General features: G+C 58.4%; 9 protein-coding genes. 6 read left to right on the plus strand and 3 right to left on the minus strand.

The features are described from left to right. Positions 1 to 38: 38 nt before the first annotated feature. Entirely contained in the window at positions 39 to 1445 is a 1407-nt protein-coding gene (locus WM95_RS13010; RefSeq protein ID WP_063409358.1) for a YchO/YchP family invasin, read from the plus strand. A gap of 3 nt (positions 1446 to 1448) precedes the next feature. Here WM95_RS13010 and narL read toward each other — a convergent pair whose 3' ends face one another. Together narL and narX are read right to left on the minus strand one after the other, a co-directional pair. Then, a complete protein-coding gene (narL, locus tag WM95_RS13015) occupies positions 1449 to 2099 on the minus strand; it encodes a two-component system response regulator NarL (RefSeq protein WP_008499531.1) in 651 nt (216 codons plus the stop codon). Beyond that, complete coding sequence (gene narX, locus WM95_RS13020; protein ID WP_063409357.1) at positions 2092 to 3888, minus strand: nitrate/nitrite two-component system sensor histidine kinase NarX; 1797 nt, start codon at positions 3886 to 3888, stop codon at positions 2092 to 2094. The genes narL and narX overlap by 8 nt, the downstream gene beginning before the upstream one ends. Positions 3889 to 4197: 309 nt before the next feature. Between narX and WM95_RS13025 the strand changes: the two genes are divergently transcribed. The 5 genes from WM95_RS13025 (at position 4198) to narI (ending at position 12634) form a co-directional block, all read left to right on the plus strand. After that, positions 4198 to 5595, plus strand: coding sequence for a NarK family nitrate/nitrite MFS transporter (locus WM95_RS13025; RefSeq protein ID WP_047741763.1), 1398 nt, complete (start codon positions 4198 to 4200; stop codon positions 5593 to 5595). A 379-nt stretch (positions 5596 to 5974) separates the two neighbouring features. Continuing rightward, on the plus strand, positions 5975 to 9718 hold the full coding sequence (locus tag WM95_RS13030; RefSeq protein WP_063409356.1) for a nitrate reductase subunit alpha: 3744 nt from the start codon (positions 5975 to 5977) through the stop codon (positions 9716 to 9718). Further along, positions 9715 to 11250, plus strand: a complete 1536-nt coding sequence (narH, locus tag WM95_RS13035; RefSeq protein ID WP_063409355.1) for a nitrate reductase subunit beta — start codon at positions 9715 to 9717, stop codon at positions 11248 to 11250. Before WM95_RS13030 ends, narH begins: the two co-directional genes overlap by 4 nt. Next, positions 11247 to 11957 (plus strand): nitrate reductase molybdenum cofactor assembly chaperone, encoded by a 711-nt coding sequence (gene narJ, locus WM95_RS13040; protein WP_047741766.1) that lies wholly within the window; start codon positions 11247 to 11249, stop codon positions 11955 to 11957. The genes narH and narJ overlap by 4 nt, the downstream gene beginning before the upstream one ends. Beyond that, a complete protein-coding gene (narI, locus tag WM95_RS13045) occupies positions 11957 to 12634 on the plus strand; it encodes a respiratory nitrate reductase subunit gamma (RefSeq protein ID WP_023312107.1) in 678 nt (225 codons plus the stop codon). Before narJ ends, narI begins: the two co-directional genes overlap by 1 nt. On the opposite strand, the gene WM95_RS13050 is transcribed toward narI, so the two are convergent. Next, positions 12631 to 13527: a DMT family transporter gene (locus WM95_RS13050; protein ID WP_063409354.1), complete on the minus strand. Its 897-nt coding sequence runs from the start codon at positions 13525 to 13527 to the stop codon at positions 12631 to 12633. The genes narI and WM95_RS13050 overlap by 4 nt on opposite strands. Positions 13528 to 13569: the final 42 nt, after the last annotated feature.

Below are 13569 nucleotides of genomic sequence, written 5' to 3' on the forward strand. Positions count from 1 at the left end.
AGTTTATTCATAAACACAGGTTCTTATTGACGACGTTGATGGCTGTATCGTCCCGCATTCGTTTGCTGTTTTTACTCCCCCTTCTTACGGTCGGAGCCGTTCACGGTGCGCCGAATTCCTTTATCCAGAAGGCACAAAATCCCTTTGATAATGACGGGGATAATCTGCCCGACCTCGGTATGGCCGCCCCAACCGGGGAGGGGGAAAAACACCTGGCCGAAATGGCGAAAGCCTTTGGTGAAGCCAGCATGACCGACAACGGCCTGACAACGGGCGAGCAGGCGCGTCAGTTTGCGTTTGGTCAGGTGCGCGACGCGGTGAGCGGCGAAGTGAACCAGCAGATTGAGTCCTGGCTTTCGCCCTGGGGGAACGCCAGCGTGAACCTACTGGTGGATAACGATGGCAAATTTAACGGCAGCAGCGGGAGCTGGTTTATCCCCTGGAACGATAACAACCGTTATCTGAGCTGGAGCCAGCTTGGCCTGACCCAGCAGACGGATGGCCTGGTCAGTAACGCAGGAATTGGTCAGCGCTGGATCGCCGGGAAATGGCTGCTGGGTTACAACACCTTTTACGATAACCTCCTGGATGAAAATCTGCAGCGTGCCGGGCTGGGCGCGGAAGCGTGGGGGGAAAATCTGCGCCTGTCAGCGAACTATTATCAGCCCTTTGCCGGCTGGCGCGACCGCTCCGACGTCCAGGAGCAGCGTATGGCGCGCGGATATGACGTCACCGCTAAAGCCTGGCTGCCGTGGTTCCATCATCTCAATACCAGCGTGAGCTTCGAGCAATACTTTGGTGATAACGTCGACCTCTTCAACAGCGGAACGGGCTATCACAATCCGGTGGCGGTGAATCTGGGGCTTAACTATACCCCCGTTCCGCTGGTCACCCTGACCGCCGCGCACAAGCAGGGCGAAAGTGGCGAGAGCCAGAATAACCTCGGGTTGAAGCTCAACTATCGCTTTGGCGTGCCGCTGGTGAAGCAGCTTTCCGCCGGTGAAGTCGCCGCCACGCGCTCCCTGCGCGGAAGCCGCTACGACTCGCCGGAGCGCAATAGCCTGCCGGTGATGGAGTTCCGCCAGCGTAAAACGCTGTCCGTCTGGCTGGCAACGCCGCCGTGGGATCTGAAAGGGGGCGAGACCGTTATGCTGAAGCTTCAGGTTCGCAGCGCGAACGGCATTCGTCAGATCCACTGGCAGGGGGATACGCAGGCGCTGAGCCTGACGTCGCCGGCCAAAAGCAACAGCAGCGACGGCTGGAGTGTGATTATGCCTGCCTGGAATGACGGTGAAGGGGCAACAAACCGCTGGCACCTGTCGGCGGTGGTGGAAGATGAGAAAGGCCAGCGCGTCTCGTCCAATGAGATCGTGCTGACCGTCGTGCTGCCGCTGGTCGCATTGCCCGACAACGACCCGCGCTGGAAGCTTCTGCCGGAGGAGTAATCCTTAAAAAATGCGTTCCTGATGCACCCACACCGCGGCTTCAACGCGGGATTTTAGCTTCATTTTCTTCAGCATATGCTTCACGTGCACTTTGACCGTGCTTTCGGTAATGTCCAGGCGGCGGGCGATCATTTTGTTCGGCAGCCCCTGGGCAATGAGTTTGAGAATATCGCGCTCGCGCGGGGTTAACTGGCTGACGTCGCGGTCAGAGGTGGCGCGATTGGCGCGCAGGCTGGCGGCCAGCACCGGCGTTAAGGCTTCGCTGAGAACCATCTCGCCCGCCGCGGCCTGCTGCAGCGCCTTAAGCAAGTCTTCCGGCTCCATGTCCTTCAGCAGATAACCATCCGCCCCGCGCTTCAGCGCCGTGACCACATCCTCTTCATGGTTCGACACGCTAAAGACGACGATGCGCCCGGAAAGCGATTTTTCCCGCAGCTTGTCGAGGGTTTCCAGACCGTTCATGCCGGGCATATTTAGATCGAGCAGGATCAGATCGGGATCGAGGGATTCGGCAAGCTCAATGCCCTGTTCACCGTTGCTGGCTTCGCCCACCACGGTGATATCGGGCGCCATGCTGACCAGCTGTTTCACGCCAGTACGCAGCATCGGATGGTCGTCGATCAGCAGGATGGATGCCGGTTCCTGATTAGTCATGGGTTTCTCCTTGAGCAGTTGTAAGCGGTTTCTCGGGAATAAAGGTGACGACAACTTCCGTGCCGCCCGTCTCTCTCCGGCGAACCTGGCAATCACCGCGCAGGCTTTGGGCGCGGTCTCGCATAATAATTAAACCATAGTGGTTAGTGCGTTCGGCATTTTCCGGCACACCGCAGCCGTTGTCGTGAACCGTCAGTTTGACCTGATTGTCGTGCTGGCTGACGGTGACCGTGACCGCTGTTGCTTCAGCGTGTTTAAGCACGTTGCTCAGCGCTTCGCGGGCGATCTGCAGCAGATGAATCGCCTGATGGGAAGGGACAAGCCGCGGCGGCAGCTGGTAATCCAGCTTCACCGGGAAGCCCAGCCGGGCGCTAAATTCCTGGCAGCTGGATTCCAGCGCCGGGCGCAGCCCCGGCTCGGTCAGCTGCAGACGGAAGGTAGTCAGCAGCTCGCGCAGCTGTATCCAGGAGGTGTTCAGCTCGTTGCGGATCTGGCTCAGCAGCTGCTTGTTGCTTTCCGGCATCTCCGCATCCTGCATCTGCAGGCAGCTCACCTGCATTTTCATACAGGAAAGCGACTGGGCAATCGAGTCGTGAAGCTCGCGGGCGATGGTCGCGCGCTCTTCCATGACGATCAGCTGCTGCTGCTTTTCCTGATGCCTGTCGAGCGCCAGCGTGGCCGTGAGCTGTTCGACCAGCGTATCAACCAGCTGCTGCTGGTCGTGGCTCAGGTGACGCCCGGCTGGCAGCGTTGCCAGCAGAATACCGTACTGGGTGTGGCTGTCGGTCAGGCGCCACTTCAGGGTGGTGCCGCCGGACGTCAGCGGCGGCAGGCCGCGAGGGCAAAGATGGCAGCCTTTGTCATCGCAGGACATATCCGACTGACAGGTAAATTCCTGATGGTTATCTTCGTCTTCCACGTCGTAGACGCGCAGCTCAAGGTCGTGCAGCAGGGTCAGATTTTGCAGGCCGTTCAGCACCGGAGAGAGGCGCTCGCAGAGCGGCACCTGCATGTGCAGACGACGGTTGGCCTGCCACAGGAAGGAGAGGATCTCGTTTTTCTGCTCCAGTCCGGCCGTTTTTTCCTGAACGCGCTGTTCCAGCACCGCGTAGCTCTCGGAGAGCTCTGCCGACATGGTGTTGAGCGCCTGGCCGAGCATGGCCATCTCGTTGCGCCCGCTGATGTGCGTGCGCTGGGTAAAATCGCGTGCGGTCACCGCGCGGGCCATTGCAAGCAGCTGTTTCCACGGGTTCAGCAGCCGCGCGCGCAGCCAGACGATGGTGAAGATCAGCAGTAGCCCCATAAACAGCGCCATTGCGCGGTGCACCATCACCACCCGGTCGATGCGTAATTCGGTTGTCTGGTCAAAAGCGGAGACCAGCGCATCAATACGTGAGACGAACCCCGCGACGTCTTGCGCAACGGTTTCGGTGCTGCTCGCCTGTTTCAGCCCGGGCTGCAGTTGGGTGTGCCAGTAGCCCTGAAGGGCGTTAAGCTGGGATTGCTGACCGGCGCGGATGGCGGCGTTTTCCAGCTCGGGGCTGAAGACCGTGCGCTCCATTTCATCAATCAGGGGCCGATCGTCCTGCGTCAGGGGGACCGACGCCAGCAGGCGATAACTCTGCATGCGTAGCGAGCCTGCCTCGTTGATGGCATGCGCATTACCCTGTACGCCCTGTACCAGCCAGCCGGAGATCGCCATGCCGGTCACGCCGATGGCGGTGGACAGCAAAACAATCAGAGCGAGCTGATTCACGAGCGTCAGCGGAGATAAACATCTTTTTAACATAGAGTGGGCGTGCTCCTGACGTGGCCTGCTTGCAGGAATGGCGCTATTCTGGTGCATACCCTGGAGTATACCCATACCAATAAAGGATTACCCCTAAATTGCCAACGGAGTAGGGGGAAGGAGGTGGAGGTAGCCAGGAACCTTCAGTGCCGTGAAAAACCACGTCTTTTTTACCGAATTTGCCTACTCACTAAGGATAAGACCTTTTTTTGCGCCGCAAATCCTCCCACTTTTCCTTTGATTTATATCAACTTACCGCCGCCCTAAAACCCTAATGTTTGCAGCATCATTCGAGAATCAGAGGTGTCTATGAGTCACTCATCCGCTCCCGAAAGGGAAAATGGTGCCGTTATTACTGACTGGCGTCCAGAGGATCCGGCGTTCTGGCAACAGCGCGGCCATCGTGTAGCCAGCCGGAATCTGTGGATTTCCGTGCCGTGCTTGTTATTAGCGTTTTGCGTATGGATGTTGTTTAGCGCGGTGGCGGTAAACCTGCCGAAAGTCGGCTTCACGTTTACGACCGATCAGCTGTTCATGCTGACCGCGCTGCCGTCGCTGTCCGGCGCGCTGCTGCGTGTACCTTACGCGTTTATGGTGCCGGTGTTTGGCGGTCGTCGCTGGACTGCGTTCAGTACGGGCATCATGATCGTCCCCTGCGTGTGGCTCGGCTTCGCGGTGCAGGATACCTCTACGCCGTTCAGCGTATTTGTGATTATCTCCCTGTTGTGCGGTTTTGCGGGCGCGAACTTCGCCTCCAGCATGGCGAACATCAGCTTCTTCTTCCCGAAAGCGAAGCAGGGCGGCGCGCTGGGTATTAACGGCGGCCTGGGGAATATGGGCGTTAGCGTGATGCAGCTCATTGCCCCGCTGGCGATCTCGGTCTCTATTTTTGCGGCCTTTGGCGGCGGTGGCGTTGAGCAGGCGAATGGTTCTTATCTGTACCTGCAAAACGCAGCGTGGATTTGGGTGCCGTTCCTGGTGATCTTCACCCTCGCAGCCTGGTTCTTTATGAATGACCTGTCCGCGTCGAAAGCGTCTCTGAGCGAGCAGCTTCCGGTGCTGAAGCGTGGACACCTCTGGGTGATGGCGCTGCTGTATCTGGCAACCTTCGGTTCGTTTATCGGCTTCTCGGCGGGCTTCGCGATGCTGTCGAAAACGCAGTTCCCGGACGTGCAGATCCTGCAGTTCGCCTTCTTCGGTCCATTTATTGGCGCCCTTGCTCGCTCGTTGGGCGGCATGGTCTCTGACCGCCTGGGCGGTACCCGCGTGACGCTGGTCAACTTCGTCGTGATGGCAGTCTTCTGCGCGCTGCTGTTCCTGACGCTGCCCGCCGACGGACAGGGTGGTAACTTCATCGCCTTCTTCGGCGTATTTATGGTGCTGTTCCTGACGGCCGGGCTGGGGAGTGCATCCACCTTCCAGATGATCTCCGTGATCTTCCGTAAGCTGACCATGGATCGCGTGAAGGCGCAGGGCGGGAGCGAAGAGCAGGCCATGCGCGAAGCGGCGACGGATACGGCCGCAGCGCTGGGCTTTATCTCTGCCATCGGCGCGATTGGCGGCTTCTTTATCCCGAAAGCGTTCGGTATCTCTCTGGATCTGACCGGCTCACCGGCCGGCGCCATGAAAGTTTTCCTCGTCTTCTATATCGCCTGCGTCGTGATTACGTGGCTGGTATATGGCCGTAATACCAAGAAAAATAAGTAAGTGTGATTATCCGTTTACGCGGCCTTCGGGCCGCGTTTTTTTTTCAGCATAATAGTTACAACATACTTACGGCTTTTACGGCAGACGCCTGCGGCGGCACTGTGATCGCCATCGCTTTGCAGGTGGGTCTACCCCTTAATACCTGAGAGGTTAAATGTTGACTGGCTTTTTGTACTATAAATTAAAAATAACTATATATTTCATATTGATATAAATTTTTTGAAGATACCGCTTTGGTGGTATTTGGTATAACCCCTCCCCGAAAAGTCCCTCCTCGTCTTGATCGTTATCAATTCTCCCCCTCTTTCAGGGCGTTACCTTCGCTGCAAATCAGCAATGTCGATTTAGAGAGCCACAGGCTCCATACAGGAGATACCCGATGAGCAAATTTTTGGACCGGTTTCGCTACTTCAAACAGAAGGGTGAAACTTTTGCCGATGGGCACGGCCAGGTTCTGGATACCAACCGGGACTGGGAAGACGGTTACCGCCAGCGCTGGCAGCATGACAAAGTCGTCCGTTCGACCCACGGCGTGAACTGTACCGGTTCATGCAGCTGGAAGATTTTCGTTAAAAACGGTCTGGTGACCTGGGAAATGCAGCAGACCGACTACCCGCGCACCCGCCCGGATATGCCAAACCATGAACCGCGCGGCTGCCCGCGCGGTGCCAGCTACTCCTGGTATCTCTACAGCGCTAACCGCCTGAAATACCCGCTGATGCGCAAACGCCTGATGAAAATGTGGCGCGAGGCGAAAGTGCAGCACAGCGATCCGGTGGATGCCTGGGCGTCTATTATCGAAGACGCTGATAAAGCGAAAAGCTTCAAGCAGGCTCGCGGCCGCGGCGGCTTTGTGCGTTCCTCATGGAAAGAAGTGAACGAGCTGATTGCCGCCTCCAACGTCTACACCGTTAAAACCTACGGTCCTGACCGCGTGGCTGGCTTCTCGCCGATCCCGGCGATGTCGATGGTCTCTTACGCTTCCGGCGCGCGCTATCTGTCACTTATCGGCGGGACCTGCCTGAGCTTCTACGACTGGTACTGCGACCTGCCGCCGGCGTCTCCGCAGACCTGGGGCGAGCAGACCGACGTGCCGGAATCCGCGGACTGGTACAACTCCAGCTACATCATCGCCTGGGGTTCAAACGTTCCTCAGACCCGTACGCCGGACGCGCACTTCTTTACTGAAGTCCGTTACAAAGGCACCAAAACCGTGGCGGTAACCCCTGACTACGCGGAAATTGCCAAGCTCTGCGATCTGTGGCTGGCACCGAAACAGGGTACCGATGCCGCGATGGCGATGGCGATGGGGCACGTCATGCTGCGCGAATTCCATCTTGATAAGCCAAGCCAGTACTTCACCGACTACGTCCGCCGCTACACCGACATGCCAATGCTGGTCATGCTGGAAGAGCGTGACGGGTACTATGCCGCAGGACGTACGCTGCGCGCAGCCGATCTGGTGGATTCGCTGGGCCAGGAAAATAATCCTGAGTGGAAAACCGTTGCGTATAACAGCAACGGCGAGCTGGTAGTGCCAAACGGCTCTATCGGCTTCCGCTGGGGCGAGAAGGGCAAGTGGAACCTTGAGCAACGTAACGGCACGACCGGCGAAGAGACTGAGCTGCGCCTCAGCATGCTGGGCAGCCAGGATGAGATCGCCGAGGTCGGGTTCCCGTACTTCGGCGGCGAAGGTTCCGAGAACTTCAACAAGGTTGAACTGAAAAACGTACTGATGCACAAGCTGCCGGTTAAGCGCCTGCAGTTGGCCGACGGCTCTACCGCGCTGGTCACCACCGTTTATGACCTGACCATGGCGAACTACGGTCTGGAGCGCGGTCTGGGCGATGAAAACTGCGCAACCGGCTATGATGACGTGAAGGCCTACACCCCGGCCTGGGCGGAACAGATTACCGGCGTGCCTCGCGCGCACATTACCCGTATCGCACGTGAGTTTGCAGAAAACGCGGACAAGACCCACGGTCGTTCGATGATCATCGTCGGTGCGGGTCTGAACCACTGGTATCACCTCGATATGAACTACCGTGGCCTGATCAACATGCTGATCTTCTGCGGCTGCGTCGGTCAGAGCGGCGGCGGCTGGGCGCACTACGTCGGCCAGGAGAAACTGCGTCCGCAGACCGGCTGGCAGCCTCTGGCGTTTGCCCTCGACTGGCAGCGTCCGGCACGCCACATGAACAGCACCTCCTATTTCTATAACCACTCCAGCCAGTGGCGCTACGAAACGGTCACCGCGCAGGAGCTGCTCTCGCCGATGGCGGATAAATCCCGCTACAGCGGCCACCTGATTGACTTCAACGTGCGTGCGGAACGCATGGGCTGGCTGCCGTCGGCGCCGCAGCTGGGCACTAACCCGCTGCGCATTGCGGAAGCGGCGAAGCAGGAGGGCATGTCTCCGGTGGATTACACCGTGAAATCGCTGAAGGATGGCTCAATCCGCTTCGCGGCGGAACAGCCGGAGAACGGTAAAAACCACCCGCGCAACCTGTTCATCTGGCGCTCCAACCTGCTGGGCTCGTCCGGTAAAGGCCACGAGTACATGCTGAAATACCTGCTCGGTACCGAAAACGGCATCCAGGGGAAAGATCTTGGCAAGCAGGGCGGCGTGAAGCCGGAAGAGGTGGAGTGGAAAGACAACGGTCTCGACGGCAAGCTGGATCTGGTGGTGACGCTCGACTTCCGTCTGTCCAGCACCTGCCTGTACTCCGATATCGTGCTGCCAACCGCGACCTGGTACGAAAAAGACGACATGAATACCTCGGATATGCATCCGTTTATTCATCCGCTGTCTGCGGCCGTTGACCCGGCGTGGGAATCAAAAAGCGACTGGGATATCTACAAAGACATCGCGAAGAAATTCTCCGAAGTCTGCGTGGGGCACCTGGGCAAAGAGACCGACGTGGTGACGCTGCCAATCCAGCACGACTCCGCCGCCGAGCTGGCGCAGCCGCTGGACGTGAAGGACTGGAAAAAAGGGGAATGCGACCTGATCCCGGGCGTGACCGCGCCGCACATTATTCCGGTTGAACGCGACTACCCGGCAACCTACGAGCGCTTTACCTCTATCGGCCCGCTGATGGAAAAAATCGGTAACGGCGGAAAAGGGATCGCCTGGAACACCCAGAGCGAAATGGATCTGCTGCGCAAGCTCAACTACACCAAAGCGGACGGCCCGGCGAAAGGCCAGCCTATGCTGAACACGGCGATTGATGCGGCAGAGATGATCCTGACCCTGGCTCCGGAAACCAACGGCCACGTTGCCGTCAAAGCCTGGGCGGCGCTGAGCGAGTTTACCGGACGCGATCACACGCACCTGGCGAAGAATAAAGAGGAAGAGAAAATCCGCTTCCGCGATATTCAGGCCCAGCCGCGCAAGATTATCTCCAGCCCGACCTGGTCCGGCCTGGAAGATGAGCATGTGTCCTATAACGCGGGCTACACCAACGTTCACGAGCTGATCCCATGGCGCACCCTGTCCGGTCGTCAGTCGCTGTATCAGGATCACCAGTGGATGCGCGACTTCGGTGAAAGCCTGCTGGTCTACCGTCCGCCAATCGACACCCGCTCCGTAACCGCAGTTATGGGCGCGAAATCGAACGGTAACCCTGAGAAGGCGCTGAACTTCCTGACGCCGCACCAGAAGTGGGGTATCCACTCCACCTACAGCGACAACCTGCTGATGCTGACGCTGTCGCGCGGCGGTCCGATTGTCTGGATGAGCGAAACGGATGCCAAAGATCTGGGCATTGAAGATAACGACTGGATCGAAGTGTTCAACAGCAACGGTGCCCTGACGGCGCGTGCGGTGGTGAGCCAGCGCGTACCGGCCGGGATGACCATGATGTACCACGCTCAGGAACGTATCGTTAACCTGCCGGGGTCAGAGATCACCGAGCAGCGCGGCGGGATCCACAACTCCGTGACCCGTATTACGCCGAAGCCAACCCACATGATCGGTGGCTATGCGCAGCTGGCCTACGGCTTTAACTACTACGGCACCGTAGGATCGAACCGCGATGAGTTCGTGGTGGTACGTAAGATGAAGAATATTAACTGGTTAGACGGCGAAGGTAATGACCAGGTACAGGAGAGCGTAAAATGAAAATTCGTTCACAAGTCGGCATGGTGCTGAATCTGGATAAATGCATCGGCTGTCATACCTGCTCGGTCACCTGTAAAAACGTCTGGACCAGCCGCGAAGGTATGGAATACGCCTGGTTCAACAACGTGGAAAGCAAGCCGGGCACCGGCTTCCCGACCGACTGGGAAAACCAGGAGAAGTGGAAGGGCGGCTGGATCCGCAAAATCAACGGCAAGCTGCAGCCGCGCATGGGCAACCGCGCTTGGCTTCTGGGAAAAATCTTCGCTAACCCGCATCTGCCGGGCATCGACGATTACTACGAGCCGTTTGACTACGACTACCAGAACCTGCACAACGCGCCGGAAAGCAAGCACCAGCCGATCGCCCGTCCTCGCTCGCTGATCACCGGTCAGCGCATGGACAAAATTACCAGCGGTCCAAACTGGGAAGAGATTCTGGGCGGCGAGTTCGAAAAACGCGCCAAAGACCAGAACTTCGAGAACATGCAGAAGGCGATGTACGGCCAGTTCGAAAATACCTTCATGATGTATCTGCCGCGCCTGTGCGAGCACTGCCTCAACCCGGCGTGCGTGGCGACCTGCCCGAGCGGCGCCATCTACAAGCGTGAAGAAGACGGCATTGTGCTTATTGACCAGGACAAGTGCCGCGGCTGGCGCATGTGCATCACCGGCTGCCCGTACAAAAAAATCTACTTCAACTGGAAGAGCGGTAAATCTGAGAAGTGCATCTTCTGCTACCCGCGTATTGAAGCCGGAATGCCGACCGTCTGCTCAGAAAGCTGCGTAGGCCGTATTCGCTACCTCGGCGTGCTGCTGTATGACGCGGACGCGATTGAAAACGCCGCGAGCACCGAGCACGAGAAAGATCTGTATCAGCGTCAGCTGGACGTGTTCCTCGATCCGAACGATCCGAAGGTGATTGAGCAGGCGCTGAAAGACGGCGTGCCGCAGAGCGTGATTGACGCGGCGCAGCAGTCACCGGTGTACAAAATGGCGATGGACTGGAAGCTCGCGCTGCCGCTGCATCCGGAATACCGCACCCTGCCGATGGTCTGGTACGTGCCGCCGCTGTCGCCAATTCAGTCCGCGGCTGACGCGGGCGAACTGGGCAGCAACGGCATCCTGCCGGACGTGGAAAGCCTGCGTATTCCGGTTCAGTACCTGGCGAACCTGTTGACCGCAGGGGACACCCAGCCGGTACTGCTCGCGCTGAAGCGTATGCTGGCGATGCGTCACTTCAAACGCGCGGAAACCGTAGACGGTGTGGCCGATACCCGCGCGCTGGAAGAGGTCGGTCTGACCGAAGCGCAGGCGCAGGAGATGTACCGCTATCTGGCGATTGCCAACTACGAAGACCGTTTCGTGGTGCCGAGCAGCCACCGCGAGCTGGCCCGCGAAGCCTTCCCGGAAAAAAATGGCTGTGGCTTTACCTTTGGCGACGGCTGCCACGGGTCAGACAGCAAATTCAACCTGTTCAACAGCCGCCGCATCGATGCCATGGATGTGACCAGCAAAACGGAGCCGCGCCAATGATTGAACTCGTCATTGTTTCGCGTCTGCTCGAGTACCCGGATGCTGCGCTTGCGCAGCATCAGCAGGAACTCTTTGATGCACTCGCGTCATCTGAAAACCTGGATAAAGACGATGCCCAGCGGCTTGGTGTTTTCCTCCGCGATCTGCTGGCGCGCGACCTTCTGGACGCGCAGGCGGACTACAGCCAGTTGTTTGACCGCGGGCGCGCGACCTCGCTGCTGCTGTTTGAACACGTTCACGGTGAATCCCGTGACCGCGGTCAGGCGATGGTGGACCTGATGGCCCAGTACGAACAGCACGGCCTGCAGCTCGACAGCCGCGAGCTGCCGGATCATCTGCCGCTGTATCTGGAGTACCTGGCGCAGTTGCCGAAAGAAGAGGCGCTGGGCGGTCTGCAGGATATCGCGCCGATCCTGGCGCTGCTCGGCGCGCGTCTTCAGCAGCGGGAGAGCCGCTATGCGGTGCTGTTCGATCTGCTGGTGAAGCTGGCCAACGCCTCGGTCGACAGTGAAAAAGTGGCGGAGAAAATTGCGGATGAAGCCCGCGATGATACGCCACAAGCGCTGGATGCGGTCTGGGAAGAAGAGCAGGTGAAATTCTTTGCTGACCAGAACTGCGGCGAGTCTGAAATCTCCGCTCACCAGCGTCGTTTTGCCGGCGCGGTTGCCCCGCAATATTTGAATATCTCTAACGGAGGACGGCACTAATGCACTTCCTGAATATGTTCTTCTTTGACATTTACCCGTATATCGCGGGCACCGTGTTCCTGGTGGGAAGCTGGCTGCGTTACGACTACGGCCAGTACACCTGGCGTGCGGCCTCCAGCCAGATGCTGGATCGCAAAGGGATGCATGTGGGCTCTAACCTGTTCCACATCGGTATTCTGGGGATTTTTGCCGGTCACTTCCTGGGGATGCTGACGCCGCACTGGATGTATGAAGCGTGGCTGCCGATTGAGGTGAAGCAGAAGATGGCGATGATCGCCGGCGGTGCCTGCGGCGTGATGACTCTGGTCGGTGGCCTGCTGCTGCTGAAACGTCGTCTGTTCAGCCCGCGCGTGCGTGCCACTACCACCGCAGCGGACATCCTGATCCTCTCCCTGCTGATGGTGCAGTGCGCGCTGGGCCTGCTGACCATTCCATTCTCGGCGCAGCACATGGACGGCAGCGAAATGATGAAGCTGGTCGGCTGGGCGCAGTCCGTGGTGACCTTCCACGGCGGAGCATCCGCGCACCTGGACGGCGTGGCGTTTATCTTCCGCGTTCACCTGGTGCTGGGGATGACGCTGTTTGTGCTGTTCCCGTTCTCTCGTCTGGTGCATATCTGGAGCGCGCCGGTGGAGTACCTGACGCGCAAATACCAGATTGTGCGCGCCCGTCGCTAATTCACCGTTTTGACACTCACCCCGCACTCGCGGGGTTTTTTTTCGCCCCAGCCCAGGTTGTTGCCCGCTGCAGCTAACAGGATCAGCGCGCCGCCAGCGAGCTGCGTCAGGTTCAGCGAGTGTCCGAACACCAGATTATCGACAACGATCGCCACTACGGGATAGATAAACGACAGGGAGCCGGTAATGGGCGTAGGCAGCTTCTGGATCGCGCTGTAGAGCAGCTGGTACATAATGCCGGTATGGACGATGCCCAGCATCAGCAGGATCGACCAGGGGAAATCACCGGAAAATGACGGCATGCTGGCAAACGGCAAAAGCATCACGACGCCCGTCAGCACCTGGATAAAGGCAATATGCTGCGGCGCAACGGATTTGAGCTTGCGGGCAATAATGGCCGTGACCGCATAGAAGAAAGCTGCGGCCATCGCCAGGCCGATTCCGGCGAGCCATTCACTGCCGTGCGCGCCGGTCAGCTCGCTGGAGAGCAAGATCACCACGCCGCCGAAGGCGAGGAACAGCCAGCCCCATTTCACGAGGCTGACGCGTTCACCTAAAAACATTCCCATCAGGACCAGCATAAACGGCTGGGTGTTATAGACCACCGTCGAAAGACCAATGGAGATCCGCTCATAGGCTGCGAAGAGCAGCAACCAGTTCACCACGAGCGCTACGCCACCGATAATGGCCAGCAGGAGCGTGGTGCGGGTGAGGGGACTGAAGGGCTTTTGACTTACCCGGATAAAAATAAAAAGCGCCATTGCCCCGATAAGACAGCGCCAGAACACCACTTCCGTCACCGGCAGACCGCTGAGTAAAACAAACGCACCGATAGAGCCGGAAATTAACATCGCCAGGCTCATTTGCCAGACGCCTTTATGGAAATCACGCATCATCCACCTCCTGATTGTATGACGCTATTGTCGAAAATAGCT

This window comes from Enterobacter cloacae complex sp. ECNIH7 (assembly GCF_002208095.1).
In the GTDB taxonomy this organism is placed as follows: Bacteria; Pseudomonadota; Gammaproteobacteria; order Enterobacterales; family Enterobacteriaceae; genus Enterobacter; species Enterobacter cloacae_M.

Coding starts and splice junctions, on each gene's coding strand:
- WM95_RS13010 (WP_063409358.1), top strand. CDS start 39: ATGGCTGTATCGTCCCGCATTCGTTTGCTGTTTTTACTCCCCCTTCTT.
- narL (WP_008499531.1), bottom strand. CDS start 2,099: ATGACTAATCAGGAACCGGCATCCATCCTGCTGATCGACGACCATCCG.
- narX (WP_063409357.1), bottom strand. CDS start 3,888: ATGTTAAAAAGATGTTTATCTCCGCTGACGCTCGTGAATCAGCTCGCT.
- WM95_RS13025 (WP_047741763.1), top strand. CDS start 4,198: ATGAGTCACTCATCCGCTCCCGAAAGGGAAAATGGTGCCGTTATTACT.
- WM95_RS13030 (WP_063409356.1), top strand. CDS start 5,975: ATGAGCAAATTTTTGGACCGGTTTCGCTACTTCAAACAGAAGGGTGAA.
- narH (WP_063409355.1), top strand. CDS start 9,715: ATGAAAATTCGTTCACAAGTCGGCATGGTGCTGAATCTGGATAAATGC.
- narJ (WP_047741766.1), top strand. CDS start 11,247: ATGATTGAACTCGTCATTGTTTCGCGTCTGCTCGAGTACCCGGATGCT.
- narI (WP_023312107.1), top strand. CDS start 11,957: ATGCACTTCCTGAATATGTTCTTCTTTGACATTTACCCGTATATCGCG.
- WM95_RS13050 (WP_063409354.1), bottom strand. CDS start 13,527: ATGCGTGATTTCCATAAAGGCGTCTGGCAAATGAGCCTGGCGATGTTA.